At 67.7% G+C, this 26,634-nt stretch carries 26 protein-coding genes and 2 tRNA genes; 24 read left to right on the plus strand and 4 right to left on the minus strand.

What is annotated here, in order from left to right:
* Positions 1-28: 28 nt before the first annotated feature.
* Both uvrB and ACFVRO_RS10070 read left to right on the plus strand, forming a co-directional pair.
* Positions 29-2,101, plus strand: coding sequence for an excinuclease ABC subunit UvrB (uvrB, locus tag ACFVRO_RS10065; protein ID WP_223586271.1), 2,073 nt, complete (start codon positions 29-31; stop codon positions 2,099-2,101).
* Between the two features lie 68 nt (positions 2,102-2,169).
* Entirely contained in the window at positions 2,170-2,502 is a 333-nt protein-coding gene (locus ACFVRO_RS10070; RefSeq protein ID WP_386951888.1) for a TfoX/Sxy family protein, read from the plus strand.
* A gap of 30 nt (positions 2,503-2,532) precedes the next feature.
* Here ACFVRO_RS10070 and ACFVRO_RS10075 read toward each other — a convergent pair whose 3' ends face one another.
* Complete coding sequence (locus tag ACFVRO_RS10075) at positions 2,533-2,775, minus strand: hypothetical protein (protein WP_105674405.1); 243 nt, start codon at positions 2,773-2,775, stop codon at positions 2,533-2,535.
* A 45-nt stretch (positions 2,776-2,820) separates the two neighbouring features.
* Here ACFVRO_RS10075 and ACFVRO_RS10080 point away from each other — a divergent pair, with 45 nt between their 5' ends.
* The 11 genes from ACFVRO_RS10080 to ACFVRO_RS10130 all read left to right on the plus strand — a co-directional run bounded on the left by ACFVRO_RS10080 (position 2,821) and on the right by ACFVRO_RS10130 (position 14,701).
* Positions 2,821-3,273, plus strand: coding sequence for a MarR family winged helix-turn-helix transcriptional regulator (locus ACFVRO_RS10080; protein ID WP_105674407.1), 453 nt, complete (start codon positions 2,821-2,823; stop codon positions 3,271-3,273).
* An 84-nt stretch (positions 3,274-3,357) separates the two neighbouring features.
* Positions 3,358-6,246 carry an excinuclease ABC subunit UvrA gene (gene uvrA, locus ACFVRO_RS10085; RefSeq protein WP_386951891.1) on the plus strand — a complete coding sequence of 963 codons (2,889 nt, stop codon included), beginning with the start codon at positions 3,358-3,360 and terminating at the stop codon, positions 6,244-6,246.
* Positions 6,246-8,120, plus strand: coding sequence for an excinuclease ABC subunit UvrC (gene uvrC / locus ACFVRO_RS10090; RefSeq protein WP_386951894.1), 1,875 nt, complete (start codon positions 6,246-6,248; stop codon positions 8,118-8,120). Before uvrA ends, uvrC begins: the two co-directional genes overlap by 1 nt.
* Positions 8,121-8,150: 30 nt before the next feature.
* Positions 8,151-9,023, plus strand: coding sequence for an RNase adapter RapZ (gene rapZ / locus ACFVRO_RS10095; protein ID WP_341941913.1), 873 nt, complete (start codon positions 8,151-8,153; stop codon positions 9,021-9,023).
* Positions 9,024-9,091: 68 nt separating this feature from the next.
* Positions 9,092-10,069, plus strand: coding sequence for a DNA-binding protein WhiA (gene whiA, locus ACFVRO_RS10100; protein WP_105674413.1), 978 nt, complete (start codon positions 9,092-9,094; stop codon positions 10,067-10,069).
* A 184-nt stretch (positions 10,070-10,253) separates the two neighbouring features.
* Complete coding sequence (locus tag ACFVRO_RS10105) at positions 10,254-10,880, plus strand: superoxide dismutase (protein ID WP_105674415.1); 627 nt, start codon at positions 10,254-10,256, stop codon at positions 10,878-10,880.
* Positions 10,881-10,984: 104 nt separating this feature from the next.
* A complete protein-coding gene (gap, locus tag ACFVRO_RS10110) occupies positions 10,985-11,995 on the plus strand; it encodes a type I glyceraldehyde-3-phosphate dehydrogenase (protein ID WP_105674417.1) in 1,011 nt (336 codons plus the stop codon).
* A gap of 11 nt (positions 11,996-12,006) precedes the next feature.
* Positions 12,007-13,221: a phosphoglycerate kinase gene (locus ACFVRO_RS10115; RefSeq protein WP_105674419.1), complete on the plus strand. Its 1,215-nt coding sequence runs from the start codon at positions 12,007-12,009 to the stop codon at positions 13,219-13,221.
* Positions 13,222-13,225: 4 nt separating this feature from the next.
* A complete protein-coding gene (gene tpiA, locus ACFVRO_RS10120) occupies positions 13,226-14,017 on the plus strand; it encodes a triose-phosphate isomerase (protein WP_386951897.1) in 792 nt (263 codons plus the stop codon).
* An 82-nt stretch (positions 14,018-14,099) separates the two neighbouring features.
* Positions 14,100-14,348 (plus strand): preprotein translocase subunit SecG, encoded by a 249-nt coding sequence (gene secG, locus ACFVRO_RS10125; RefSeq protein ID WP_067352826.1) that lies wholly within the window; start codon positions 14,100-14,102, stop codon positions 14,346-14,348.
* Positions 14,348-14,701, plus strand: coding sequence for an RNA polymerase-binding protein RbpA (locus tag ACFVRO_RS10130; RefSeq protein ID WP_105674423.1), 354 nt, complete (start codon positions 14,348-14,350; stop codon positions 14,699-14,701). The genes secG and ACFVRO_RS10130 overlap by 1 nt, the downstream gene beginning before the upstream one ends.
* 90 nt (positions 14,702-14,791) lie before the next feature.
* Here the strand turns inward: ACFVRO_RS10130 and ACFVRO_RS10135 are convergent, their stop codons facing one another.
* A complete protein-coding gene (locus ACFVRO_RS10135) occupies positions 14,792-15,988 on the minus strand; it encodes a hypothetical protein (protein ID WP_386951900.1) in 1,197 nt (398 codons plus the stop codon).
* A gap of 55 nt (positions 15,989-16,043) precedes the next feature.
* Positions 16,044-16,114: transfer RNA gene (locus tag ACFVRO_RS10140), tRNA-Gly, on the minus strand.
* 106 nt (positions 16,115-16,220) lie between these two features.
* On the opposite strand from ACFVRO_RS10140, the gene ACFVRO_RS10145 reads away from it, so the two are divergent.
* The 11 genes from ACFVRO_RS10145 (at position 16,221) to clpX (ending at position 26,084) form a co-directional block, all read left to right on the plus strand.
* A tRNA-Pro gene (locus ACFVRO_RS10145) sits at positions 16,221-16,294 on the plus strand.
* A 63-nt stretch (positions 16,295-16,357) separates the two neighbouring features.
* Positions 16,358-17,821, plus strand: coding sequence for a trigger factor (gene tig, locus ACFVRO_RS10150; protein WP_386951903.1), 1,464 nt, complete (start codon positions 16,358-16,360; stop codon positions 17,819-17,821).
* 68 nt (positions 17,822-17,889) lie between these two features.
* Entirely contained in the window at positions 17,890-18,384 is a 495-nt protein-coding gene (locus tag ACFVRO_RS10155; protein ID WP_386951906.1) for a tetratricopeptide repeat protein, read from the plus strand.
* An 82-nt stretch (positions 18,385-18,466) separates the two neighbouring features.
* Entirely contained in the window at positions 18,467-19,063 is a 597-nt protein-coding gene (locus tag ACFVRO_RS10160) for an ATP-dependent Clp protease proteolytic subunit (RefSeq protein WP_105674431.1), read from the plus strand.
* A 20-nt stretch (positions 19,064-19,083) separates the two neighbouring features.
* Entirely contained in the window at positions 19,084-19,725 is a 642-nt protein-coding gene (locus ACFVRO_RS10165; protein WP_386951909.1) for an ATP-dependent Clp protease proteolytic subunit, read from the plus strand.
* Between the two features lie 141 nt (positions 19,726-19,866).
* Positions 19,867-20,802: a sugar-binding transcriptional regulator gene (locus ACFVRO_RS10170; RefSeq protein ID WP_105674435.1), complete on the plus strand. Its 936-nt coding sequence runs from the start codon at positions 19,867-19,869 to the stop codon at positions 20,800-20,802.
* Positions 20,799-21,800 (plus strand): deoxyribose-phosphate aldolase, encoded by a 1,002-nt coding sequence (deoC, locus tag ACFVRO_RS10175; protein WP_105674438.1) that lies wholly within the window; start codon positions 20,799-20,801, stop codon positions 21,798-21,800. The genes ACFVRO_RS10170 and deoC overlap by 4 nt, the downstream gene beginning before the upstream one ends.
* Positions 21,801-21,812: 12 nt before the next feature.
* Complete coding sequence (locus ACFVRO_RS10180) at positions 21,813-23,255, plus strand: aldehyde dehydrogenase family protein (RefSeq protein WP_386951912.1); 1,443 nt, start codon at positions 21,813-21,815, stop codon at positions 23,253-23,255.
* Positions 23,252-24,103 carry an aldehyde dehydrogenase family protein gene (locus ACFVRO_RS10185; RefSeq protein ID WP_386951914.1) on the plus strand — a complete coding sequence of 284 codons (852 nt, stop codon included), beginning with the start codon at positions 23,252-23,254 and terminating at the stop codon, positions 24,101-24,103. The genes ACFVRO_RS10180 and ACFVRO_RS10185 overlap by 4 nt, the downstream gene beginning before the upstream one ends.
* A 20-nt stretch (positions 24,104-24,123) precedes the next feature.
* Complete coding sequence (locus tag ACFVRO_RS10190; RefSeq protein WP_386951916.1) at positions 24,124-24,588, plus strand: DUF4304 domain-containing protein; 465 nt, start codon at positions 24,124-24,126, stop codon at positions 24,586-24,588.
* Positions 24,589-24,815: 227 nt separating this feature from the next.
* Entirely contained in the window at positions 24,816-26,084 is a 1,269-nt protein-coding gene (gene clpX, locus ACFVRO_RS10195; protein ID WP_386951919.1) for an ATP-dependent Clp protease ATP-binding subunit ClpX, read from the plus strand.
* A 54-nt stretch (positions 26,085-26,138) separates the two neighbouring features.
* Here the strand turns inward: clpX and ACFVRO_RS10200 are convergent, their stop codons facing one another.
* Positions 26,139-26,633 carry a GyrI-like domain-containing protein gene (locus ACFVRO_RS10200; RefSeq protein WP_386951922.1) on the minus strand — a complete coding sequence of 165 codons (495 nt, stop codon included), beginning with the start codon at positions 26,631-26,633 and terminating at the stop codon, positions 26,139-26,141.
* Between the last annotated feature and the right edge of the window lies 1 nt (position 26,634).

The following is a 26,634-nucleotide window of genomic DNA, read 5'->3' on the forward strand; positions in this document are numbered from 1 at the left end:
TGTCCGTGGTCCCGCCTACGCTGGAGGTATGCAACCCACGCGCAGTGTCCGTCCGTTCGAGGTCATCAGCGAGTACGTCCCGGCCGGTGATCAGCCGAAGGCGATCGCCGACCTCGCAGCGCGGATCAACGCGGGCGAGACCGACATCGTGCTGCTCGGCGCAACCGGCACCGGAAAGTCGGCCACGACGGCGTGGCTCATCGAGCAGGTGCAGCGTCCGACTCTCGTGCTGGCGCACAACAAGACGCTCGCGGCGCAGCTCGCCAACGAGTTCCGCGAGCTCATGCCCAACAACGCCGTCGAGTACTTCGTCTCGTACTACGACTACTACCAGCCAGAGGCCTACGTGCCGCAGACGGACACCTTCATCGAGAAGGACTCGTCGATCAACTCCGAGGTCGAGCGGCTGCGGCACTCGACGACGAACTCGCTGCTCAGCCGTCGCGACGTCGTCGTGGTGTCGACCGTGTCGTGCATCTACGGCCTCGGCGCTCCGGAGGAGTACCTCCGCGCCATGGTCGCCCTGCAGGTGGGGGAGCGCTACGACCGCGACGCCCTGATCCGCCAGTTCATCGCGATGCAGTACAACCGCAATGACGTCGACTTCTCCCGCGGCAACTTCCGGGTCCGCGGCGACACGATCGAGATCATCCCCGTGTACGAGGAGCACGCGATCCGCATCGAGCTCTTCGGCGACGAGATCGAGGCGCTGTACTCCCTGCACCCGCTCACGGGCGAGGTCATCGAGAAGCTCGACGCCGTGCCGATCTTCCCCGCATCCCACTACGTCGCCGGCACCGACGTCATCCAGCGCTCCATCGGCACGATCGAGGCGGAGCTGGAGGAACGGCTCGCCGAGTTCGAGAAGCAGGGCAAGCTCCTCGAGGCCCAGCGCCTGCGCATGCGGACGACCTTCGACCTCGAGATGCTGCAGCAGCTCGGATTCTGCTCCGGCATCGAGAACTACTCGCGCCACATGGACGGTCGCGAGGCCGGGGAGCCGCCGCACACTCTGCTCGACTTCTTCCCCGACGACTTCCTCCTGGTCATCGACGAGTCGCACGTCACCGTCCCGCAGATCGGCGCGATGTACGAGGGCGACGCCTCGCGCAAGCGCACGCTCGTCGATCATGGCTTCCGTCTTCCGAGTGCCATGGACAACAGGCCGTTGCGGTGGGACGAGTTCAAGAACCGCATCGGTCAGACCGTCTACCTCTCGGCGACCCCGGGCAAGTACGAGATGGGCATCGCCGACGGCGTGGTCGAGCAGATCATCCGCCCCACCGGACTCGTCGACCCGCACATCATCGTGAAGCCGTCGAAGGGTCAGATCGACGACCTCCTCGAGGAGATCAGGATCCGCGCCCAGAAGGACGAGCGCGTCCTCGTCACAACCCTCACCAAGAAGATGGCCGAGGAGCTCACCGACTTCCTGGGCGAGCACGGGGTCCGCGTGCGCTATCTGCACTCCGACGTCGACACGCTCCGACGAGTGGAGCTGCTCAGCGAGCTCAGGGCGGGCGTCTATGACGTGCTGGTCGGCATCAACCTTCTTCGCGAGGGTCTCGATCTGCCAGAAGTGTCGCTGGTCGCGATCCTCGATGCCGACAAGGAAGGCTTCCTCCGCTCGGGGACCTCCCTGATCCAGACGATCGGGCGCGCAGCCCGCAACGTCTCCGGCGAGGTGCACATGTACGCCGACAACATGACCGACTCGATGGCCAAGGCGATCGAGGAGACCGATCGGCGCCGCGACAAGCAGATCGCGTACAACACCGAGCACGGGATCGATCCGCAGCCGCTGCGCAAGCGGATCGCCGACATCACCGAGGTGCTCGCCCGCGAGGGGGCCGACACGGCCGACATGATGTCGAGTCGTGGACGTGCCACGGGCAAGGGCAAGTCGCCGACGCCGAACCTGCGACGCACGGGCATCGCCGCCGAAGGAGCGCTGCAGCTGGAGGCGACCATCCAGGATCTCTCCGATCAGATGCTGGCCGCCGCCGGAGAGCTGAAGTTCGAGCTCGCCGGGCGACTTCGCGATGAGGTGCAGGATCTGAAGAAGGAGCTGCGCGCCATGGAGCGCGCCGGACACGCCTGATCGGCGAAGATCTGGACAGAGCGCGAGAGGACACGACCTCTCGCCGGCTCGACGAGGAGAGGCACGCGATGGACGCGGCAGGAGAAGAGCTCGCCGATCGCATCCGTGCGCTCATGGGAGCGGATCCGTCGATCGAGGAGAAGCGGATGTTCGGAAGCCGGGCTTTCCTGATGGACGGTCGCATCCTGGTGGGTGCGCGCAAGGGCGGGGTGCTGCTGGTGCGGCTGTCGGAGGAGCAGGGCGCCGCGCTGGCGGTGAGGCCGGGAGTCGCCAGGGCCGTGATGGGCGCCAAGACGATGAGTGCGAGCTGGCTGGACGTCGACGCCGTCACCGTGGCCGATGACGACGCTCTCATGTTCTGGATCGACGCCGCCAGGGAGGACTCGACGGGTCGCCCGTGAACGGGCCGTCCCGCGCGAGGACGCTCGAGCTCAGGGGCAGTGCATGAGGGGCTTCGGGCCCGAGCGGTCGATCTCGTGCTCCGTCATCGGCGCGCCGCACAGCGGGCACGCACGTTCGGCGCGTTCGGCGGCGCTGGGCGGCGGCGTCTTCTCGTACGGGCCGACCGAGGCGGGGCCGGCGAAGCGGATCAGATTCGTGTTGAACCAGGCGTAGAGACCGCCCGCCTCGCGGATGCGGGTGCGAAGGGGAGCGCGGTCGGAGTTCGTTGCCATGTTCATTAGTGTACTAACTATTAGTGCCTATGTATACTCGGAGCCGTGACGGCATCCGATGACCTGCTCAAGCTCGAGAACCAGCTGTGCTTCGCCGTGGTCACGGCCGCGCGCAACGTGGTGGCGATCTACCGTCCGATCCTCGAGCCCCTCGGCCTCACGCACCCGCAGTATCTCGTCATGCTCGCGCTCTGGGAGCGGGCGCCTCGCACCCTCGCCGACCTCGCCGCCGATCTCGCCATGGAGCCGGCCACCGCGTCGCCGCTGGTCAAGCGCCTCGAGGCGGACGGACTCGTCACCCGACAGCGCAGCCCGCAGGACGAGAGGCGGCTGGAGATCGCGCTGACGGATGCCGGCGCCGCGCTGCGGGAACGGGCTCTCGACGTTCCGCATCAGGTCATGGCCGCCGTCGACATGGACATCTCGCAGGTGTCCGTCTTGAGAGACGGCCTGTCGGCCTTCGCGGGTCGGCGCGTCACGGAGCTGTCCGGGGCCTAGCCTCGGCTGTGCTCCGCCACGGAGGAGGAGCGCACCGAGGCCGCCGGCGGAGCCGATGTCCGTGGCCCCTCGTAGACTTGACCGGTGCCTATCGTCCCGGTTGCAACCCCAGGAAAACTCAGTGTTCGCGGTGCCCGCGTGCACAACCTCAAGAACGTCGACATCGACATCCCGCGCGACTCCCTCGTCGTGTTCACCGGCCTGTCCGGCTCCGGGAAGTCCAGCCTCGCGTTCGACACGATCTTCGCAGAGGGGCAGCGCCGCTACGTCGAATCGCTGAGCGCGTACGCGCGCCAGTTCCTCGGGCAGGTGGACCGCCCAGACGTCGACTTCATCGAGGGGCTGAGCCCCGCGGTGTCGATCGACCAGAAGTCGACCAACCGCAATCCGCGCTCCACCGTCGGCACGATCACCGAGATCTACGACTACATGCGTCTGCTGTGGGCGCGCATCGGCATCCCGCACTGCCCGGAGTGCGGGGAGAAGATCCAGCGTCAGACCGTGCAGCAGATCGCCGACCAGCTCATGGAGCTCCCCGAGCGCACCCGCTATCAGATCGTCGCGCCGGTCGTCTCGCAGAAGAAGGGCGAGTTCGTCGACCTGTTCCGCGAGCTGGGGGCCAAGGGCTACTCGCGCGCGATCGTCGACGGCGACCTGATCCAGCTCGCCGAGCCGCCCACGCTGAAGAAGAGCTACAAGCACGACATCGCCGTCGTCGTCGACCGCCTCGTGGCCGCCGATGACATCCTCGGCCGCGTCACGGACTCGGTCGAGACGGCCCTCGGTCTCGCCGGTGGGGTCGTGCAGGTCAACTTCGTCGACGAGGAGGGCGACGACGCCTGGCAGTCGTTCTCGGAGAAGCTCGCGTGCCCCAACGGCCACGCGATCACGCTCACCGAGATCGAGCCGCGGACCTTCTCGTTCAACGCACCGTTCGGTGCGTGCCCCGCGTGCTCGGGTCTCGGCACGCGCATGTCGGTCGACATCGATCTGATGCTCGGCGATGAGGAGCTCTCGATCCGCGAGGGCGCCATCATCCCCTGGACCACACAGGGCAAGGGGCTGTTCCAGTACTACGAGCGTCTTCTCGAGGGGCTCGCGTCCGACCTCAACTTCTCGCTCGACACGCCCTGGCAGGATCTGCGCGTCGACGTGCAGGATGCGATCCTCCGCGGTGAGAACTACAAGGTCACGGTCAAGTGGAAGAACCGGTACGGCCGCGAGATGCGCTACGCCTCCGGATTCGAGGGGGTCGTGCCCTACATCGAGCGGCAGTACGCGCAGGCGGAGTCCGACACGCAGCGGGCCCGCTGGGGAGAGTACCTCCGCGAGGTGCCGTGCCCGGTGTGCGACGGCAACCGCCTCAAGCCCGAGGTTCTCGCGGTGCAGGTGCACGGACACTCGATCGCCGAGGTCTCGCACCTCAGCCTCGCCGATGCGCGTGAGTTCATGGGCACGCTCACACTCACCGACCGCGAGGCGAAGATCGCCGCGCAGGTGCTGCGCGAGATCCGTCTCCGCCTCGACTTCCTGCTGCAGGTCGGTCTCTCGTACCTCAACCTGAGCCGATCCGCAGGGTCGCTCTCCGGCGGCGAGGCGCAGCGCATCCGGCTCGCGACGCAGATCGGTTCCGGCCTCACCGGCGTGCTGTACGTGCTCGACGAGCCGTCCATCGGACTGCACCAGCGCGACAACCGCCGGCTCATCGACACGCTGCTCAAGCTCCGCGATCTCGGCAACACCCTCATCGTCGTCGAGCACGATGAGGAGACCATCGAGGCGGCCGACTGGGTCGTCGACATCGGCCCCGGCGCCGGCGTCAACGGAGGAGAGGTCGTCCACTCCGGGCCGTACGCCGCGCTGCTGAGCGAGTCCGCGTCGATGACGGGGGAGTACCTCTCCGGGCGCCGCGAGATCCCCGCACCGAAGAAGCGCCGCAAGATCGACAAGAAGCGGATGCTGAGCGTCGTCGGAGCGCGGGAGAACAACCTCAAGAACGTGAACGCCGACTTCCCGCTCGGCCTCCTCACCGCCGTGACGGGTGTGAGCGGTTCGGGGAAGTCGTCGCTCGTCAACGACATCCTGTACCAGGTGCTCGCCTCGCGACTCAACGGAGCGCGCACGGTCCCCGGCAAGCACACCCGCGTCTCCGGCCTCGACAACCTCGACAAGGTCGTGCATGTCGACCAGGCGCCGATCGGGCGCACCCCGCGGTCGAACCCGGCTACCTACACGGGCGTGTTCGACCGCATCCGCACGCTGTTCAGCGAGACGCCGGAGGCGAAGGTGCGCGGCTACCAGCCCGGGCGCTTCAGCTTCAACGTCAAGGGCGGACGCTGTGACGCCTGCTCTGGCGACGGCACGATCAAGATCGAGATGAACTTCCTCCCCGACGTCTACGTCGACTGCGAGGTGTGCCACGGCAAGCGGTACAACCGCGACACCCTGGCCGTGCACTACAAGGGCAAGAACATCGCCGAGGTGCTCGAGATGCCGATCGCCGAGGCCGCCGAGTTCTTCGAGCCGATCCAGGCGATCCACCGCTACATGAAGACGCTGGTCGACGTCGGCCTCGGCTACGTGAGGCTGGGGCAGTCCGCGACCACCCTGTCGGGCGGCGAAGCGCAGCGCGTGAAGCTCGCGACCGAGCTCCAGCGTCGCAGCAACGGACGCAGCATCTACGTGCTCGACGAGCCGACGACCGGTCTGCACTTCGAAGACGTCCGCAAACTCCTCGAGGTGCTGAACGGACTCGTCGACAAGGGCAACACGGTCATCGTCATCGAGCACAACCTCGACGTCATCAAGTCGGCGGACTGGGTCATCGACCTCGGCCCCGAGGGCGGCTCGGGCGGTGGTGAGATCCTCGCCGTCGGCACCCCGGAGCAGATCGCCCGCGTCGAGGAGAGCCACACCGGTCAGTTCCTCGCGGAGATCCTCGGCGACGGGCGGGCGGCTCGGAAGGCCAGCTGATGGCCGACGTGCTGCCGTACAAGCCGCGGACCGGTGAGATCCCCACCGACCCCGGCGTGTACAGGTTCCGCGATGCGGAGGGGCGCGTGCTCTATGTCGGCAAGGCGAAGAACCTGCGCCAGCGTCTCTCGAACTACTTCGCCCCGCTGCGCACCCTGCATGAGCGCACCAGGCGGATGGTGACGACGGCGGCGTCGGTGGAGTGGACGGTCGTGTCGACCGACGTGGACTCCCTGCAGCTGGAGTACATGTGGATCAAGGAGTTCGATCCGCCCTTCAACGTGCGCTACAAGGACGACAAGTCCTACCCCTTCATGGCGGTGACCCTCGGAGACGAAGCTCCTCGCGTGATCGTGACCCGCAACCGCAAGATCGCCGGCGCGCGCTACTTCGGTCCGTACCCCAAGGTGTGGGCCGTGCACGACACGATCGACCTGATGATCAAGGTCTTCCCCATCCGCACGTGCAGCGACGCCAGCTACAAGCGCGCCATGCAGACGGGGCGTCCCTGCTTCCCCGGGCAGATCGGCAAGTGCGGCGGACCGTGCTCGATGACGGTCACGATCGAGGAGCACCGTGCCATGGTCGACGACTTCGTCGCCTTCATGGCCGGGGGCGATGAACGGTTCACGAAGGACCTGACGGCGAGGATGCTCGCCGCATCCGCGGCCATGGACTACGAGGCCGCGGCGAAGTACCGCGACCGGCTCTCCGCGATCGAGGCCGTGCTCGGCAAGAGCGCTCTCGTGCTCTCGCCCGACGAGGATGCCGACCTGTTCGGGATCGCGGAGGACGAGCTGTCGGCGGCTGTGCAGCACTTCGTCATCAGAGGCGGTCGGGTGCGGGGCGTCAGGGCGCTGGCGCTCGACAAGGAGATCGACATCTCGGGTGCGGAACTCGTCGATCAGGTGCTGCAGCGCGCCTACGGAGATGCTCAGGACGTGCCCCGCCGCATCCTGGTGCCGACGTTGCCCGACGACGCGGCGGAGCTGGAGCTCTGGCTCAGAGAGCGCCGCGGCAAGAAGGTCGAGATCGCCGTCGCTCAGCGAGGTCAGCGCGCCGACCTCATGCGCACGGCGACGCTGAACGCGCAGCAGGCGCTCATCAGGCACAAGACCAGACGCACCAGCGACTACGTCGCCCGCACGCAGGCGCTCACCGATCTGCAGGACGCCCTGGGAATGGCGGATGCTCCGCTGCGCATCGAGTGCTACGACATCTCCCATCTGAGCGGCACGAACGTCGTGGCGTCGATGGTCGTCTTCGAGGACGGACTCCCGCGCAAGGACCAGTACCGCTCGTTCAACATCGCAGAGACGACCGACGACACCGACTCGATGTACCAGGTGCTCACCAGGCGCCTCGCCTACCTCGACAGGCCGGAGCCACTGGAGGAGACCGAGGGCGAGGAGGCGACGGGGCGCAGGAAGCCGCGTTTCGCGTACCCGCCGCAGCTCCTGCTCGTCGACGGAGGTCAGCCGCAGGTGGAGGCCGCCGCACGGGCGCTCCGCGACTCTGGACACACCGAGATCGCGGTCTGCGGCATCGCCAAGCGCCTGGAGGAGATCTGGCTGCCCGGCGAGGGCTTCCCGGTGATCCTCCCGCGCACGAGCGAGTCCCTGTACCTTCTCCAGCGTCTCCGCGACGAGGCGCATCGCTTCGCGATCACGCACCAGCGCAAGCGCCGGCGCAACGACATCACGACGATCCTCGCCGAGGTCCCGGGGCTCGGCGCTGCCCGCATCAAGGTGCTGCTCAAGCACTTCGGTTCGGTCACCGCGCTGCGTGCGGCGCAGCCGGGGGAGATCGAAGAGGTCCAGGGCATCGGCCCCGTGCTCGCACAGAGCATCCACACGCATCTCTCCACTCGCTAGGCTGGTGACGGCGGGGGAGAAGGAGCAATGATGGCAGACGGGGACAAGGGCGAGTTCCTCATCGTCACGGGGATGTCGGGCGCGGGGCGCACGACCGTCGCGAACGCACTCGAGGACCTCGGCTGGTACGTCGTCGACAACCTCCCACCGCAGATCCTGCGGCCACTCCTCGACCTCACCGACATGGGCGGTGATGCGCTTCCGAAGATCGCCGCCGTGGTCGATGTCCGCGGTCGCAACCTCTTCGACGACTTCCCCGGGGTCGCGCGCGCGCTGCGCTCGCGCGGATCCGTGCGCGTGCTTTTCCTCGACGCCTCCGACGACGTGCTCGTGCGTCGATTCGAGTCGGTCCGCCGGCCACACCCGCTGCAGGGCGACGGCACGCTGCTCGACGGCATCCGCATCGAGCGCTCGCGTCTCGCGGCGATCCGCGAGGCGGCGGATCTCGTGATCGACACGTCCTCGCTGAACATCCATCAGCTCGCGACCCAGGTGTCCGATCTGTTCTCCGAAGAGGGTGCCGCCCGCCACCGCGTGACGCTGATGAGCTTCGGCTTCAAGTACGGTCTGCCCACCGACGTCGACCTCGTCGCCGACATGCGCTTCCTGCCCAATCCGTTCTGGAACGAGGAGCTCCGCGGACAGACCGGTCAGGATGAGGCGGTGCGCGACTACGTGCTCTCGCGGGAAGGGGCGACGGAGTTCCTCGACGCCTACACCGCCGCCCTCACGCCGGTCCTCGAGGGCTACCAGCGTGAGAACAAGAGCCACTCCACCGTGGCCATCGGATGCACCGGCGGAAAGCACCGCTCGGTCGCCATGGTGGAGGAGCTCGCTCGACGCCTCGCGGCTGTCCCCGGAGTCGCCGTCAGCGTGCGTCACAGAGACCTGGGCCGGGAGTAGCCGAGCCGCAAAGCCGGGTAGGCTGGAGGTTTGCGTCGCGACCCGGCGCGTGAACGTGAAGGAGTCCCGTGGCACTAACCACCGACGTCAAGGCTGAGCTGGTCAGCATCCGCAATGCACCCCCCACGGTGCGTGTCGCGGAGGTCACCGCCATCCTCCGGTTCGCCGGCGGACTGCACTCGATCGCCGGCCGGGTGGCCGTCGAAGCCGAGGTGGATGCGGAGGTGCTCGCACAGCGCGTCGCCAGGGACCTCGCGGAGATCTACGGCGTGCGCCCGGAGATCGCCCAGGTGCAGTCGAGCACCGCGAACGACGGCGCTCGCTGGGCCGTACGCGTGATCGCCTCGGGGGAGACCCTCGCACGCCAGACCGGTCTCCTCGACCAGCGCCGTCGCCCCGTGCGCGGCCTGCCGAACCGTCTGACCACCGGCTCTCGCGCAGAGGTCTCCGGGCTGTGGCGCGGAGCGTTCCTCGCTGCGGGAACGCTCAGCGAGCCCGGCCGTTCCGCGATGCTCGAGGTGTCCTGCCCCACGTCCGAGGCCGCCATGGCCCTCGTCGGCGCCGCACACCGTCTCGGCGTCGCCGCGAAGGCCCGCGAGGTCCGCGGGATGCCGCGCGTCGTCGTCCGCGAGGGCGAGGCGATCCGCACGATCCTCAGCGAGATGGGCGCTCAGCGCACCGCCGTCGCCTGGGAGGAGATGCGTCAGCGCCGCGAGGTGCGGGCCGGCGTGAACCGCCTCGTGAACTTCGACGACGCGAACCTCCGCCGCTCCGCGCAGGCCGCCGTCGCCGCGTGCGCGCGCGTGGAGCGCGCACTGGAGATCCTCGCCGACGACGTGCCCGACCACCTCAAGGTCGCCGGCGAGCTGCGCCTGGCGCACCGCGATGCGAGCCTCGACGAACTCGGCCACCACGCCGAGCCTCCCATGACGAAGGATGCTGTCGCAGGGCGCATCCGCCGACTCCTCGCGATGGCCGACAAGCGCGCGCAGCAGGAGGGCATCCCCGGTACCGAGGCCGCCGTGCCGGCAGGACTCGACGTCTGATCTCACGACCGACGAAAGAGAGCCGACCCCCGACGGGCCGGCTCTCTTTCGTCATACGGCGGAAGGAACGGGTCCCTCGCCGCGTTGTCGTCAGTAGGATGAAAAGCGTCCGCTCCGCACCGCACTTCGGTGGCGCGGAGGATCGGCAAGCGCCGCGGCGCGGCGCGGATTGGATGAAAGCGAAATGGCGACCTACACGCTCCCCGACCTTCCGTACGACTTCGCAGCCCTCGAGCCGCACATCAGCGGCAAGATCATGGAGCTGCACCACGACAAGCACCACGCGGCCTACGTCGCCGGTGCCAACGCCGCGCTCGACGGTCTCGCTGAGGCCCGTGAGACCGGAAACCTCGCGAACGTGAACAAGCTCGAGAAGGACCTCGCGTTCAACCTCGGCGGTCACGTCAACCACTCCATCTTCTGGACCAACCTGTCGCCGAACGGCGGAGGCGAGCCCGAGGGTGAGCTCCGCGCCGCCATCGACGAGTTCTTCGGCTCCTTCGAGAAGTTCCAGGCGCACTTCACCGCGAACGCCCTCGGCATCCAGGGCTCCGGCTGGTCGGTGCTGAGCTGGGACTCGATCGGACAGCGACTGATCATCCAGCAGCTGTTCGACCAGCAGTCGAACACGGCTCAGGGCACGGTCCCGATCTTCCAGCTCGACATGTGGGAGCACGCCTTCTACCTCGACTACCTGAACGTGAAGGCCGATTACGTCAAGGCCGCTTGGAACATCGCGAACTGGGAGAACGTCGCACAGCGCTTCGACATCGCCCGTGAGAAGACCGCTGGCCTGCTGGTACTGTCGTAAACAAGACGGGCGTCCCGATGGACTCTTCGCCCGTCGGGACGCCGTTGTCCATGCTCTCTCTAGTTGAAACCGCGCGCGAGCGCATAAGAAATCAGGAGACCTGAGTGTCTGTCAAGATCGGTATCAACGGCTTCGGCCGCATCGGACGCAACTACTTCCGCGCGGCTCTCGCGCAGGGGGCTGACCTCGAGATCGTCGCGGTCAACGACCTCACCGACAACAAGACGCTGGCGCACCTGCTGAAGTACGACTCGGTCGGAGGCGTCCTCGACGCCGACATCAGCTACGACGACGACAGCATCACCGTCAACGGCAAGGAGATCAAGGCGTTCGCTGAGCGCGACCCCGCCAACCTCCCGTGGGGCGAGCTGGGCGTCGACATCGTGATCGAGTCGACCGGCTTCTTCACCAAGGCGGAGCTGGCCAAGAAGCACATCGAGGCCGGCGCCAAGAAGGTCCTGATCTCGGCTCCCGGCACGGGTGTCGACGGCACGTTCGTCATGGGCGTGAACGAGGACACCTACAACCCGGAGACGGATCACATCATCTCCAACGCCTCCTGCACGACCAACTGCCTCGCGCCGCTGGCTCAGGTGTTCAACGACGCGTTCGGCATCGACCGCGGCTTCATGATGACCGCGCACGCCTACACGGCCGACCAGAACCTGCAGGACGGCCCGCACGGCGACCTGCGCCGCGCGCGCGCCGCAGCGATCAACATCACCCCGGCCTCCACCGGTGCTGCCAAGGCGATCGGCGAGGTGCTCCCGGAGCTCCAGGGCAAGCTGAGCGGCTCGTCGTACCGCGTTCCGGTTCCCACCGGCTCGATCGTCGACCTCACGCTGATCACCGACCGCGAGGACCTCACGGTCGACGAGGTCAACGAGGCCTACAAGAAGGCCGCTGCCGAGGGTCGCCTCGCCGGCTACCTGCAGTACAACGAGGATCAGATCGTCTCCAGCGACATCGTGCACAACCCGCACTCGTCGATCTTCGACGCGACGCTGACCAACGTCAGCGGCAACCTCGTCAAGGTCTCGAGCTGGTACGACAACGAGTGGGGCTACTCCAACCGTCTCGTCGACCTGACCGAGTACGTCGCCGAGCGTCTCTGAATCTCAGACACATGACTCTGCGCACCCTGGACTCACTGGGTTCGCTCGAGGGCAAGCGCGTCATCGTCCGTTGTGACCTGAACGTCCCCCTGCGGGACGGGGTCATAACGGACGATGGCCGTGTACGCGCCTCGCTGCCGACCCTCAACGCCCTCATCAACGCCGGCGCCCGCGTCGTCGTCTGCTCGCACCTCGGTCGTCCCGACGGTGCACCCGACCCGCAGTACAGCCTGGAGCCGGTCGCGCAGCGACTGTCCGAGTTGCTCGGCGCTCCGGTCGCGTTCGCGCGCGACACGGTCGGCGAATCCGCGAAGGATGCCGTCGCCTCGCTCGAAGACGGCGGCGTCGTCGTCATCGAGAACCTGCGGTTCAACGCGGGGGAGACCTCCAAGGACGACGAGATCCGCGGCGCGTTCGCGGCGCAGCTCGCCGAACTGGGCGACGTCCTCGTCTCCGACGGATTCGGCGTCGTGCACCGCAAGCAGGCCAGCGTCTACGATCTCGCCGAGATCCTGCCGTCGGCCGCCGGTCTGCTGATCGCCGCCGAGCTCGATGTGCTCGACCGCCTCACCGAGAACCCGGAGCGTCCGTACGCGGTCGTCCTGGGCGGCTCGAAGGTCAGCGACAAGCTCGGCGTCATCTCGCACCTGCTCCCGCGCGTCGACCGCATCCTCGTCGGAGGCGGCATGCTGTTCACCTTCCTCAAGGCTCAGGGTCACGACGTGGCCTCGAGCCTCCTGGAGGAGGACCAGCTCGACACCGTTCGCGGATACATCGCCGAGGCGGCGGAGCGCGGAGTCGAACTCGTGCTCCCCACCGACGTCGTGGTGGCATCGGCCTTCGCCGCGGATGCCGCGCATGAGATCGCTGCGGCCGACGCGATCGAGGACACCGCATTCGGCGCCTCGGGAATCGGTCTCGACATCGGCCCGGAGACCGCCGCGCGGTTCGCGGAGGTCGTACGCGGCTCGAAGACGGTGTTCTGGAACGGCCCGATGGGCGTGTTCGAGTTCCCCGCCTTCGCCGGTGGCACCAAGACCGTCGCGCAGGCTCTCACCGAGGTCGACGGACTCAGCGTCGTCGGCGGCGGCGACTCCGCTGCGGCCGTGCGCCAGCTCGGCTTCGCCGACGACCAGTTCGGTCACATCTCGACCGGCGGCGGCGCCAGCCTCGAGTTCCTCGAGGGCAAGAAACTACCCGGACTCACCGTCCTGGGATGGGAGTGACATCGTGGCGACGAACAAGCGCACCCCGCTGATCGCGGGAAACTGGAAGATGAACCTCGACCACCTGCAGGCGGTCGCCTTCGTCCAGAAGCTGCACTGGACGCTGAAGGACGCGAAGCACGAGGACGGGTCCGTCGAGGTCACGGTCTTCCCTCCGTTCACCGACATCCGCAGCGTGCAGACGCTGATCGACGCCGACAAGATCCCGTTCGCCCTCGGCGCGCAGGACGTCTCGGCGCACGACTCCGGCGCATACACGGGCGAGGTCTCGGGCGCGTTCCTGGCCAAGCTCGACGCGAAGTACGTCATCATCGGGCACTCCGAGCGCCGTGAGTACCACGCGGAGTCGGACGATGTCGTGGCCGCGAAGGTGAAGGCCTCGCTGAAGAACGGACTCGTTCCGGTCATCTGCGTCGGTGAGACCGCGGAGGACCTCGAGAAGTTCGGTGCGAGCGCGGTTCCGGCCGGACAGCTGGAGGCAGCGCTCCAGGGCGTCTCGAAGGATGCCGACATCGTCGTGGCCTACGAGCCGGTCTGGGCCATCGGCTCCGGCCAGGCGGCGACGCCGCAGCAGGCGCAGGACGTCTGCGCCGCTCTGCGCGGTGTGATCGCGAAGGTCCTCGGCGACGAGGCCGCCGCACGCACGCGCATCCTCTACGGCGGTTCGGTCAAGTCGGCGAACATCGCCAGCTTCATGCGCGAGCCCGATGTGGACGGCGCTCTGGTCGGCGGGGCGAGCCTCGTCGTCGACGAGTTCGCCGCGATCATCCGGTTCGAGAAGCACGTCGGAGTGTGAGTTGTGGCGGGGCTTCGGCCCCGCCGCACCGTATACTTGACCGTTACGGGGGCAGTCGTGCCCCAGCGAAAGGCTCTTCCTCGTGGAAATTCTCGAGTTCGTCCTGCAGGTCGTGCTGGGCATCACCAGCGTCCTGCTGACCCTCCTCATCCTGCTCCACAAGGGTCGCGGCGGCGGCCTGTCCGACATGTTCGGCGGAGGCATGTCCTCGGCGGTCGGCTCGTCCGGTCTGGCCGAGCGGAACCTCAACCGCTTCACGGTCGTCCTGGCGCTGGCCTGGTTCGTGGCGATCGTCGCGCTCGGCCTCATCACCAAGTTCGAGGTGATCTGATGGCTACCGGCGGCAACGCGATCCGAGGCACCCGGGTCGGCTCCGGCCCGATGGGCGAGCAGGACCACGGTTATCACGCAGACCGCATCGCGGTCTCCTACTGGGACGGGCTCGGCAATGAGACCGTCCGCTACTTCGCCGCAGGTCTCCCCGAAGAGGAGATCCCGGAGATCATCGATCACCCGCAGTCGGGTCTGCCGGCCGGCCGAGACAAGGAGAACCCTCCCGCTCTCGCCAAGACCGAGCCCTACAAGACCCACCTGGCGTACGTGAAGGAGCGACGCACCGACGAGGAAGCTGTTCAGCTCCTCGAGGACGCGCTCACCCAGCTGCGCGAGCGCCGGGGTCAGTAAGACCCGGTTCCTTCGCGAGAGGCCGCCACGACGATCCGTCGCGGCGGCCTCTCGCGTCGTCGGGCTCGGTCCACGGTCAGGTCGGTGCGGTCACCGGCAGCCGGTGGCGGCGTCGATGTACGACTGCGGGGGATAGCCGTAGGCCCAGACCCCGTTCGCGTCGTCCGTGTACCCCATGCTGATCGCCCAGGCCGTCGCCCACTTCTCGATGCTGTCCTGGGTGGACGAGTCGTACATGTCCTCGCACTTGACGCTGATCGCGTGGCCGACCTCGTGCGCGACGAGCGACTTGCTGCTGTACGAGGGCCACCGTTCCGCCACCGAGTTCGAGAGCTCGATCACCGCACGTCCTGGCGTATCCCACCACCAGGTGGTGAGTCCGCCCATGCTCCCGCTGCCTCCGGCTCCGCTGACGATGGGGTTCCAGTCGAACTCCAGGAGAACGCCGGGCGCCAGGGCGCGGGCGAACGCCTCGATCTCCAGCCGCTTCGACAGCAGCGGTCCCGCCTTCTCGGCCAGCTCGGCCTGCTCGGACGAGACGACCAGGGCGGCGGCGCTCTGCAGAGAGGTGAGCGACGTCGCGGCGCTGGCATCGATGCCGGTCGTCGCGGACGCCTTCGCCGCCGCATCGCGGAGAGCGATCACCGCATCGTTCTTCGCCGAGGGATGCGCGGCCTCGAACCCTGCAGCGGTCGATGCCGCCGTCGTGAGCAGTGTCAGACCGGCGTCCGACAGCGCCGTCCGCGCCTCGTCGATCGCAGGAGTCTCATCGGCGAGGTCATCCGCCAGATCGTCGAGACCGTCGCGGTCGTCTGTGAGCCGATCGGACGCCGCGAAGAGCTCCCAGAACCAGGCAGGCTTCTCGCCGGGCTCGGGGATGCGCGAGTCCAGGACGTCCTCTGCGTCGGATGCGGCGGCCTCCGCTCCGGACACGGCGGCGGTGAGGGCGTCCTTCGACGCGGAATCCACCAGCGTCCCGTCATCACTCTGGATCAGCTGGGAGGCGTAGCCGGTGGTCGACTGCAGGTCGTCGGTGTCCGCTCGCACCTCGGCGATGGTCTCGCGTGTCGTCTGCACGGCGGAGTCGTACCGCTCGGCCGCGTCGTCGTAGCTCAGATTCGCACCCAGCTGAGCCGCGGCGAGACCGCCGGCGACGACGAGAGCGCCGACGACCCCGAGCACCAGCCCCGTGCGCCTTCTCCTCGGACGGGGCGAGGCGAGGGGCGCACTGGAGAAGAGGAGCGGAAGGTCATGTGGGCCGCGCAGAGGGGAGTCCGGGTCGGTCACGGCATCCCTCCCTGTAGAAAAGGTCCTCGCCGTGGGCGAGGACCTGATCAGATCGAGGGGGTGACGGGAATCGAACCCGCGCAATCAGTTTGGAAGACTGAGACTCTACCATTGAGCTACACCCCCGACGCGGGCCATTGCTGGCTCCGCACCGACTCATCGATCATAGCGGACAGTCAGGGGTGCTCTTGTCCGTTAGACTCGATGGGGCTGAATCTGCGCGCGGATTCCCCGGGGCGTAGCTCAGTTTGGTAGAGCGCCCGCTTTGGGAGCGGGAGGTCGCAGGTTCAACTCCTGTCGCCCCGACACGGCTTTCTCAAGCCTCAGCGCCGCGATTCAGCGCGGAAACTACAAGGAGAACAAACCAGCATGGCGAACAGCACCGTCGAGAAGCTGACCCCGACCCGGGTCAAGCTCAGCATCACGGTCACCCCGGAAGACCTCAAGCCCAGCATCGCCCACGCCTACGAGCACATCGCTCAGGACGTGCAGATCCCCGGCTTCCGCAAGGGCAAGGTCCCTGCTCCCATCATCGATCAGCGCATCGGCCGCGGTGCGGTCATCGAGCACGCGGTCAATGAGGGCCTCGACAAGTTCTTCCGTGACGCCACGGTCGAGCACAAGGTCCGCGTCGTCGGCCGCCCGTCGGCCGAGATCACGCAGTGGCCGAACGAGAAGGACTTCTCGGGCGACCTACTCGTGGACATCGAGGTGGACGTCCGCCCCGAGATCGAGCTGCCCTCCTACGACGGCATCACCCTGACCGTCGACGCCGTCGAGGCCGACGACGCCGCTCTCGACGAGGAGCTCGAGAACCTGCGCGCCCGCTTCGGCACGCTCGTCCCCGTCGACCGTCCCGCTGCGAAGGGCGACTTCGTCGAGCTCGACCTCGTCGCCACGATCGACGGCGCCGAGATCGACCGCGCGGAGGGCGTCTCCTACGAGGTCGGCTCCGGCGAGCTGCTCGAGGGCATCGACGACGCGATCGAGTCGCTCACCGCCGGTGAGGACACGACCTTCCGCTCCGCTCTCGTCGGCGGTGACCACGCCGGCTCCGAGGCCGAGGTCTCCGTGACCGTCAAGGCCGTCAAGGAGCGCGAGCTCCCCGAGGCCGACGACGACTTCGCGCAGATCGCCAGCGAGTTCGACACGATCGCCGAGCTCCGCGCGAGCCTGGCCGAGCGCGTCTCGCAGCAGGGCGTCTTCACGCAGGGCTCCGCTGCTCGTGACAAGCTCGTCGAGACGCTGCTCGAGAAGATCGAGATCCCCGTTCCGCCGCAGCTCATCGAGGACGAGGTGCACAACCACCTCGAGGGCGAAGGCCGTCTCGAAGACGACGTGCACCGTGCCGAGGTCACCGAGGCGAGCGAGAAGCAGTTCCGCACGCAGGTGCTGCTCGACACCATCGCCGAGCAGGCTGACGTGCAGGTCTCGCAGGAGGAGCTCTCGCAGTACCTCGTGCAGTCCGCCGCGCAGTACGGCATGGCGCCGCAGGAGTTCGTCGAGGCGCTGCAGTCGTCGAACCAGCTGCCCGCGCTCGTCGGCGAGGTCGCCCGCAACAAGGCCCTCGCGATCGCCCTGGGCAAGGTCAAGGTCGTCGACACCAACGGCAAGGCCGTGGACCTGAGCGACTTCGTCGTCGTCGACGACGAGACCGCGGACGAAGAGGCTCCCGCCGAGGAGAAGCCCGCCAAGAAGGCTCCCGCGAAGAAGGCTCCGGCCAAGAAGGCTCCGGCTGACAAGGCCGACGCCGCCGCGGAGGACAAGCCCGCCGCGAAGAAGCCGGCCGCCAAGAAGGCTCCGGCCAAGAAGGCCGCCGACAAGGCTGAGTGATCGAACGATCATGAGAAGGGGCGGATGCTGCGGCATCCGCCCCTTTTTCGTCACCGGAAGGACAGGGCATGAAGAGCTGGGACCAGCGGATCGACGACGTGTGGGATGACGCCTCGGGCGAGGAGGTCGGCGACGAGACCATCGCACGCATCGACGCACTCGCCGCGGAGCGCGGGGAGGACGATGCGCGAGCGGAGTTCGAGCGCGCGGGCGCGCGGGATTCGGCGGGGCATCCTGCCGAAGCCGTGGTGCTCTACCGTCGCGCGCTCGAGCTCGGCCTCGATGAGGAGCACCGCCCGCAGTGCGTGATCCAGCTGGCGAGCTCCCTGCGCAACCTGGGAGAGTACGACGATGCTCTCGCCGTGATCACGGCGGAGGAGGAGCGCTCGCCCGACGGACCGTATCGGGATGCCGTGGCGACCGTGCACGCGCTCATCCTCGCGAGCGCGGGGCAGCCCGCACGGGGCCTCTCGGTGGCGCTGCTCGCCCTCGTTCCGCACCTGCCGCGCTACCACCGCTCCATGACCGCGTACGCCCACGAGATCGCCGACGCCGACACCTGATATGCCGACGGCGAACACGGCCTGAACGCCGCGTTGTCGCCGGTAGATTCGAAATCACTGAAACACGGAATCAGGAGCTGACATGGCTGCAGAACCCCTCCTCGCGACGAGCGTCTTCGACCGTCTGCTGAAGGACCGCATCATCTGGCTGGGGTCGGAGGTGCGCGACGAGAACGCCAACGAGATCTGCGCGAAGATCCTTCTTCTCGCCGCAGAGGACTCCGAGAAGGACATCTTCCTCTACGTCAACTCGCCCGGTGGCTCGATCACCGCGGGTATGGCGATCTACGACACGATGCAGTTCGTCCCGAACGACATCGTCACCGTCGGCATCGGCATGGCGGCGTCCATGGGGCAGCTGCTGCTGACCGCCGGCACCAAGGGCAAGCGGTACATCACCCCGAACGCCCGTGTGCTGCTGCACCAGCCGCACGGCGGCTTCGGCGGAACGTCGAGCGACATCCAGACGCAGGCGCAGCTCATCACCTCGATGAAGAACCGCCTCGCGGAGATCACCGCGGCGCAGACCGGCAAGTCGGTCGAGCAGATCAACGCCGACGGCGACCGTGACCGCTGGTTCACGGCCCAGGAGGCGCTCGAGTACGGCTTCGTCGATCACATCCGCGAATCGGCCTCCGACGTCATCGGCGGCGGCGGCACCGAGCAGGACTCCAAGTAAGCGGAAAGAGAAGGAATCACATGTACACCCCCACCTTCCAGTCCGCTGGCAACCTCCCGTCCAGCCGCTACGTGCTCCCGCAGTTCGAGGAGCGCACGGCCTACGGCTTCAAGCGTCAGGACCCGTACAACAAGCTGTTCGAAGACCGCGTGATCTTCCTCGGCGTGCAGGTCGACGACGCGTCCGCCGACGACGTGATGGCGCAGCTCCTCGTCCTGGAGAGCCAGGACTCCGAGCGCGACATCACGATGTACATCAACTCGCCCGGCGGATCCTTCACCGCGATGACGGCGATCTACGACACGATGCAGTACGTCGCGCCGCAGATCCAGACCGTCGTGCTCGGACAGGCGGCGTCTGCCGCATCCGTGCTGCTCGCGGCAGGAGCCCCCGGCAAGCGTCTGGCTCTGCCGAACGCTCGTGTGCTGATCCACCAGCCGGCGATGGGCGAGGCGGGCCACGGGCAGGCGTCCGACATCGAGATCCAGGCGGCGGAGATCCTCCGCATGCGGACCTGGCTCGAGGAGACCATGGCTCACCACACCAACCGCACCGCCGAGCAGGTCAACCGCGACATCGACCGCGACAACATCCTCTCCGCCGAGCAGGCGAAGGAGTACGGCATCGTCGACCAGGTGCTCACGACGCGCAAGCGCGCCTGAGCTCCGCTCCACTCCGCAGAAGGACGCCGGTCATCAGGCCGGCGTCCTTTTGCGCATCCTCTCGCGCACCGGGTGCTCATATGAGCAAACGGGTGCACGAACGCAGATGACCCTCTATCCTGGTGAAGGAAGGAGGATGCCGTGGAAGAAGAGCTGGTCATGGTTCGCGTCGCCGAGCTGTACTACGACGAGGACAAGACTCAGGACGAGATCGGCGCCCTTCTCAAGATCTCCCGCTGGAAGGTCGGCCGCCTGCTCACGCAGGCTCGCGAGCGCGGCATCGTCCGCATCGAGATCGTGCATCCGCGCGCCCGCAGACTCGGCCTCGAGCGCCAGCTCGTGGAGAAGCACGGCCTCGCCGCCGCCATCGTCGTGCCGGCGCCCGAAGGCGATGAGGGCACGCTCGAACGCGTCGCCCAGGCCGCAGCGGACTATCTCACCGCGATGCGTCCCGTTCCCCGCACGCTCGGGGTCAGCTGGGGCCGCACGCTCCGCGCGGTCGCCGAGGCGCTGCCCGACGGCTGGGCCACGGGAGTGACGGTCGTGCAGCTGAACGGGGGAGTGAGCCTCAACCGCCGTTCCGGTGGTGCGGCCGGTCTCGCGGTCACGATCGCCCAGCGGGCATCGGGACACGTGTCGCTGCTGCCGAGCCCGGCGATCCTGGAACGCGTCGAGACCAAGCAGGCGATCGAAGCCGATCGCACGGTCGCTGCAGTGCTCGAGGAGGCTGCGGAGGCGCAGGCCTTCCTCTTCACCGCAGGGCCCTGCGACGCGACATCGGCGCACGTCGAGAACGGCTACCTGACGGCATCCGATGTCGAGGAGCTGGCGCGCCGCGGAGCGGTCGGCGACGTCCTCGGCCGCTACATCGACGCCGACGGCAACATCGTCGACCCCCAGCTCGACGCCCGCACGGTGGGTGTCGAGCTCGACAGACTCCGCGCCGCCACGAGGGCGGTCTTCGTCGCCACGGGTGCGGCGAAGCATGACATCGCGCGCACGGTCGTCACCAGCGGCCTGTGCAGCGTGATCGTGACAGATGAGAACACAGCCAGAGCATTGTTGGAGGAACAGTGACGACCAAAGAACTCAGCCGCCGATCGGCGGTGGACGTGCTGGGCGGTGAGCCCGACGACGCCACGCTCCGGCGCTTCCTGCACGGACTCCCCGGTGTGGATGCGGTGGGACTGGAACAGCGAGCGGCCGGACTCGGCACGCGATCGATCAAGACGACGTCGAAGGCCTGGGCGCTCGACACGATCATCACGCTGATCGACCTCACCACCCTGGAGGGCGCAGACACGCCCGGCAAGGTGCGCTCCCTCGTCGCGAAGGCGAAGAATCCGGATGCGGCAGACCCGACCACGCCGCGCGTCGCCGCGGTGTGCGTGTACGGCGACATGGTCGGCGACGCGGTCACCGCTCTCGGTGACCTGCACGGCGACCCCGACGACGGCCGCATCTCGGTCGCGGCGGTGGCCACGGCGTTCCCCAGCGGGCGCTCATCCCTCGCCATCAAGCTCGCAGACACGGCAGAGGCCGTCGCCGCGGGCGCCGATGAGATCGACATGGTGATCGACCGCGGGGCGTTCCTATCGGGTCGCTACGGTCTGGTGTTCGACCAGATCGCCCAGGTGAAGGAGGCCTGCCGTCGCGAGGACGGCAGCTATGCCTCGCTCAAGGTGATCCTGGAGACCGGCGAGCTCAACACCTACGACAACATCAAGCGCGCCTCCTGGCTCGGCATCCTCGCCGGCGGCGACTTCATCAAGACCTCCACCGGCAAGGTGCAGCCCGCTGCGACACTGCCGACCACGCTGCTCATGCTGGAGACCGTGCGCGACTGGCACCGCGGCACCGGCGAGAAGATCGGCGTCAAGCCGGCCGGCGGCATCCGCTCGTCGAAGGACGCGGTGAAGTACCTGGTGACCGTCGCCGAGACCGTCGGCGAGGAATGGCTGCAGCCGCACCTGTTCCGCTTCGGCGCATCGAGCCTCCTCAACGACGTGCTGCTGCAGCGTCAGAAGCTCGCCTCCGGCCACTACTCCGGCCCCGACTACGTCACGATCGACTGAGTGGAACCGAACATGTCATTTCCGGAATACGCCCCCGCGCCCGAGTCGAAGGCCATCCTGAACCTCAGGGACAGCTACGGACTGTTCATCGACGGCGAGTTCGTCGACGGATCGGGGAAGAGCTTCACGACCATCTCGCCGTCGGATGAGACCCGCATCGCGGAGATCGCGACCGCGAGCGACGAGGACGTCGACGGTGCCGTCGCCGCCGCACGTCGCGCCTACGACCGGACCTGGTCGAAGATGAGCGGGCGGGACCGCGGCAAGTACCTGTTCCGCATCGCACGTCTGGTGCAGGAGCGCGCCCGCGAGCTCGCGGTCGCCGAGAGCCTCGACAACGGCAAGCCGATCAAGGAGAGCCGCGATGTCGACGTTCCTCTCGTCGCATCCTGGTTCTTCTACTACGCCGGCTGGGCAGACAAGCTCGACTACGCCGGACTCGGCGCCAACCCGCGAGCGCTCGGCGTCGCAGGCCAGGTCATCCCGTGGAACTTCCCGCTGCTCATGCTCGCGTGGAAGCTCGCCCCTGCGCTGGCTGCGGGGAACACCGTCGTGCTCAAGCCCGCCGAGACCACGCCGCTCACGGCGCTGATCTTCGCGGAGATCCTGCAGCAGGCCGACCTCCCCGCCGGTGTGGTGAACATCATCACCGGCGCCGGTGCGACCGGGGCGGCGCTCGTCCGCCACCCCGACGTCGACAAGGTCGCGTTCACCGGCTCCACCGGAGTCGGTCGCGACATCGCCAAGGCCGTCGCGGGAACCGGCAAGAAGCTCACGCTCGAACTCGGCGGCAAGGCGGCGAACATCGTGTTCGACGACGCGCCGATCGACCAGGCCGTCGAGGGCATCGTCAACGGGATCTTCTTCAACCAGGGGCACGTCTGCTGCGCAGGCAGCCGGCTGCTCGTACAGGAGTCGATCCACGACGAGGTCATCGACAGGCTCAAGAACCGCCTGTCGACGCTGCGCCTGGGCGACCCGCTCGACAAGAACACCGACATCGGCGCGATCAACTCCGCCGCTCAGCTGGCCCGCATCCGCGAGCTCAGCGACATCGGCGAGGCCGAGGGCGCCGAGCGCTGGACCGCGGACTGCGCGATCCCCGAGAAGGGCTTCTGGTTCGCTCCCACGATCTTCACCGGCGTCGAGGCGTCGCACCGGATCGCCCGCGACGAGGTGTTCGGACCAGTGCTCTCGGTGCTCACCTTCCGCACCCCGGCGGAGGCGATTGCCAAGGCCAACAACACCCCCTACGGCCTGTCCGCGGGAATCTGGTCGGACAAGGGGGCGCGCATCCTCGCTGTCGCCGACCGTCTGCGCGCCGGAGTGATCTGGGCCAACACCTTCAACCGCTTCGACCCGTCCAGCCCGTTCGGCGGCTACAAGGAGTCCGGATACGGCCGCGAAGGCGGACGTCAGGGTCTGACCGCCTACCTCCAGGGAGCAGCATCATGAGCAAGCGACTCACCGTGCCCAAGACCTACAAGCTCGCGATCGGCGGAGCGTTCCCGCGGAGCGAGTCCGGACGCACCTACGAGGTGCTCTCCGCGAAGGGGACGTTCCTCGCGAACGCGGCCAAGGGGTCGCGCAAGGACGCTCGGGATGCTGTCGTCGCCGCGCGCGCCGCGGTGAAGGGCTGGTCCGGTGCGACCGCCTACAACCGCGGTCAGGTGCTCTACCGTGTCGCGGAGGTCTTGGAGGGGCGCCGTGCGCAGTTCGTCGACGAGATCGTCGCCCAGGAGGGCGTGTCCGCCGCCGTCGCGGGTGCACAGGTCGACGAAGCCATCGACCTCTGGGTCTGGTACGCGGGGTGGTGCGACAAGTACGCGCAGGTCGCAGGCAACGCGAACCCGGTCGCCGGCCCGTACTTCAACATCTCGGTGCCGGAGCCGACCGGCGTCGTCGCGATCGTCGCGCCGCAGGACTCCGCTCTTCTCGGCCTGGTGTCGGTCGTCGCTCCGGCGCTCGTCGCGGGCAACACGGTCGTCGTGATCGCCAGCGAACGGCATCCGCTCTCCGCGATCAGCCTGGCCGAGGTCCTCGCGACCAGCGACGTGCCAGGGGGCGTCGTGAACGTCCTCACTGGTTCGCCGGCCGAGATCGCGCCGTGGCTCGCCTCCCACCAGGACGTGAACGCACTCGACCTCGCCGGAGCCGGTGACCTGGACTGGGTCGACATGCAGATCGCCGCGGCCGAGACCCTCAAGCGGGTTCTCACCCCCGGCGCCGTCTCGGCCTCTCCCGAGCGCATCGGGGCCTTCACCGAGGTGAAGACCGTCTGGCACACGAAGAGTCTCGTTTGATCTGAGTGGGAGGCGAGGCGATGGTTACCGCGCAGGAGCAGCTGCGTTCGATGCTGCGAGACGATGTAGCGCCGATTCTCCGAACGGCGGGGTTTCGAGGGACGGAGCGGAAGTTCGTGTTCCCGGATGCTGACTGGTTCGCTCAGGTCGGTGTTCAGACGTCGACTGCAAGTACGAGCAGTCTGTCGAGGTTCACGATCAACGCGCAGGTGATCCCGAAGGCCTTCTGGAACCAGGTGCGCGCGGAAAGACATTATCCGGCGAAGCCGTCACCGAACACCGGATACGGGCGCATAGGAGAGTTCTGGGAGGTGCGAGCAGGTCAACTCATCGATGGCCAGGACCGGTGGTGGTCGCTCGATGCAAGCGGCACAGGTCGTCGAGAGCTTGCGGTCGAGATCGCCGACCTGATCGTCGACGTCGTGCTTCCGGCGATGCAACTCTGCATGGTGACCGGCGACCTGACCGAGCCAGGAACCACGTAGACGGTCTGGCACACGAAGAGCATGGTCTGACCCCGCCGAAGCGCTTCGCCGACGCCCCAGCTGACCGTCCACGCCCCACCGGGCCGACGTCGATCAGCTGGGGCGTCGTCGTTCATCGGGAGGCCTCGATGCGTGCCGGGGACAATCGTGACCGCGCCAATGCGTCCCGGTGTCCGGTGCAGAGGTTAGGCTCGGATGACGATCTCGGCATCCTGAGGAGGACGCGCATGGCCCGTATCGGTGAAAGCGCTGACCTGTTCAAGTGCTCGTTCTGCGGAAAGAGCCAGAAGCAGGTGCAGCAGCTCATCGCTGGCCCCGGTGTGTACATCTGCGACGAGTGCGTCGAGCTGTGCAACGAGATCATCGAGGAGCGGATGGCGGAGTCCGCCGCCACAGGCACCGCCGACTTCGATCTGCCCAAGCCGCGCGAGATCTTCACGTTCCTCGAGGAGTACGTCGTCGGGCAGGAGCCCGCGAAGAAGGCCCTCGCCGTCGCGGTCTACAACCACTACAAGCGCATCCGCGCGCACGGCACGCTTCAGACCGCTGAGCAGAAGGCCGAGAGCGTCGAGATCGCCAAGAGCAACATCCTGCTCATCGGCCCGACCGGCTGCGGCAAGACCTATCTCGCGCAGACGCTCGCGAAGCGCCTCAACGTCCCCTTCGCCGTCGCCGATGCGACGGCGCTGACCGAGGCAGGGTACGTCGGAGAAGACGTCGAGAACATCCTGCTCAAGCTCATCCAGGCGGCGGACTACGACGTCAAGCGCGCAGAGACCGGCATCATCTACATCGACGAGGTCGACAAGATCGCCCGCAAGGCCGAGAACCCGTCGATCACGCGCGACGTCTCCGGTGAGGGTGTGCAGCAGGCCCTGCTGAAGATCATCGAGGGCACGGTCGCATCGGTGCCGCCGCAGGGCGGTCGCAAGCACCCGCACCAGGAGTTCCTGCAGATCGACACCTCGAACGTGCTGTTCATCGTCGCCGGCGCCTTCGCAGGCCTGGAGGACATCGTCTCGGCTCGCGTCGGCAAGCACGGCATCGGCTTCGGCGCTCCGCTGCACGACAAGGGCAAGGACCTCGATCTGTTCAGCGAGGTCCTGCCCGAGGACCTGCACAAGTTCGGCCTCATCCCCGAGTTCATCGGCCGTCTTCCCGTCGTGACCTCGGTGTCGCCGCTCGACCAGAGCGCGCTGATCGACATCCTCACCGGTCCGCGCAACGCGCTGGTCAAGCAGTACCAGCGCATGTTCGAGATCGACGGGGTGCAGCTCGAGTTCGAGGAGGACGCGCTCCGCTCGATCGCCGACCTCGCCGTCGAACGCAAGACCGGTGCTCGTGGTCTCCGTGCCATCCTCGAAGACGTGCTCGGACCGATCATGTTCGAGATCCCCTCGGCCGAAGACGTCGCCAAGGTCATCGTGACCCGCGCTGCCGTCGACGAGGGCGCCCCGCCCACCATCGTGATGGAGCGCAAGCGCAAGAGCGCCTGAGCGTCGAGGCGGTCTCGCCTCGACGGGAGCGTTCGTGCCCTCTCGTCGTGCTCGTCAGGCGACGGGCAGGATGAGATCCGTGCGCAAGGCGTCCGTCGCCGTGGACGGGTCGGAGACGTACACCTCGATCCAGATGCCCCTCGGATCGAGTCCCTCGGCGCGGGCTCGGTCGGACAGGCCCATCCAGCCGGCGCCGAGCTCGTCGTACGACCCCAGGACGGTCGTCGCGGCCGCCGGACCCGCCGGGAGAGCGGATCCCGTGACTTCGAGACCGTTCACGAGGATCGGCTGCTCGGGTGCGAGAACGACGGGGAAGCCGAGCTCGAGGTCGAACACGCGCATCGGATCGCCGTGGTACACGGCCACCGCGGGGCCCGCCGGCACCAGGGCGCCCGAGGCGAACAGCGACCCCAGTGCCGAGTAGCCCGCGTCGAACACGTCGCGGAGATCCGCGATCGTGATGCCCTCGTGGCGGATCACCGCCAGCGCCACGGCATCCAGTTCGATGCGGTCGATCAGGCCGAACGGGGTCTCGGGGAAGGCGCTCATG

Source organism: Microbacterium sp. NPDC057944 (assembly GCF_042887445.1).
GTDB classification, from domain to species: Bacteria; Actinomycetota; Actinomycetes; order Actinomycetales; family Microbacteriaceae; genus Microbacterium; species Microbacterium natoriense.

Coding starts and splice junctions, on each gene's coding strand:
- uvrC (WP_386951894.1), top strand. CDS start 6,246: ATGGCCGACGTGCTGCCGTACAAGCCGCGGACCGGTGAGATCCCCACC.
- rapZ (WP_341941913.1), top strand. CDS start 8,151: ATGGCAGACGGGGACAAGGGCGAGTTCCTCATCGTCACGGGGATGTCG.
- ACFVRO_RS10115 (WP_105674419.1), top strand. CDS start 12,007: ATGACTCTGCGCACCCTGGACTCACTGGGTTCGCTCGAGGGCAAGCGC.
- tig (WP_386951903.1), top strand. CDS start 16,358: ATGGCGAACAGCACCGTCGAGAAGCTGACCCCGACCCGGGTCAAGCTC.
- clpX (WP_386951919.1), top strand. CDS start 24,816: ATGGCCCGTATCGGTGAAAGCGCTGACCTGTTCAAGTGCTCGTTCTGC.
- ACFVRO_RS10200 (WP_386951922.1), bottom strand. CDS start 26,633: ATGAGCGCCTTCCCCGAGACCCCGTTCGGCCTGATCGACCGCATCGAA.
- ACFVRO_RS10155 (WP_386951906.1), top strand. CDS start 17,890: ATGAAGAGCTGGGACCAGCGGATCGACGACGTGTGGGATGACGCCTCG.
- ACFVRO_RS10180 (WP_386951912.1), top strand. CDS start 21,813: ATGTCATTTCCGGAATACGCCCCCGCGCCCGAGTCGAAGGCCATCCTG.
- ACFVRO_RS10130 (WP_105674423.1), top strand. CDS start 14,348: ATGGCTACCGGCGGCAACGCGATCCGAGGCACCCGGGTCGGCTCCGGC.
- ACFVRO_RS10105 (WP_105674415.1), top strand. CDS start 10,254: ATGGCGACCTACACGCTCCCCGACCTTCCGTACGACTTCGCAGCCCTC.
- ACFVRO_RS10165 (WP_386951909.1), top strand. CDS start 19,084: ATGTACACCCCCACCTTCCAGTCCGCTGGCAACCTCCCGTCCAGCCGC.
- ACFVRO_RS10190 (WP_386951916.1), top strand. CDS start 24,124: ATGGTTACCGCGCAGGAGCAGCTGCGTTCGATGCTGCGAGACGATGTA.
- ACFVRO_RS10075 (WP_105674405.1), bottom strand. CDS start 2,775: ATGGCAACGAACTCCGACCGCGCTCCCCTTCGCACCCGCATCCGCGAG.
- ACFVRO_RS10070 (WP_386951888.1), top strand. CDS start 2,170: ATGGACGCGGCAGGAGAAGAGCTCGCCGATCGCATCCGTGCGCTCATG.
- ACFVRO_RS10185 (WP_386951914.1), top strand. CDS start 23,252: ATGAGCAAGCGACTCACCGTGCCCAAGACCTACAAGCTCGCGATCGGC.
- ACFVRO_RS10160 (WP_105674431.1), top strand. CDS start 18,467: ATGGCTGCAGAACCCCTCCTCGCGACGAGCGTCTTCGACCGTCTGCTG.
- uvrB (WP_223586271.1), top strand. CDS start 29: ATGCAACCCACGCGCAGTGTCCGTCCGTTCGAGGTCATCAGCGAGTAC.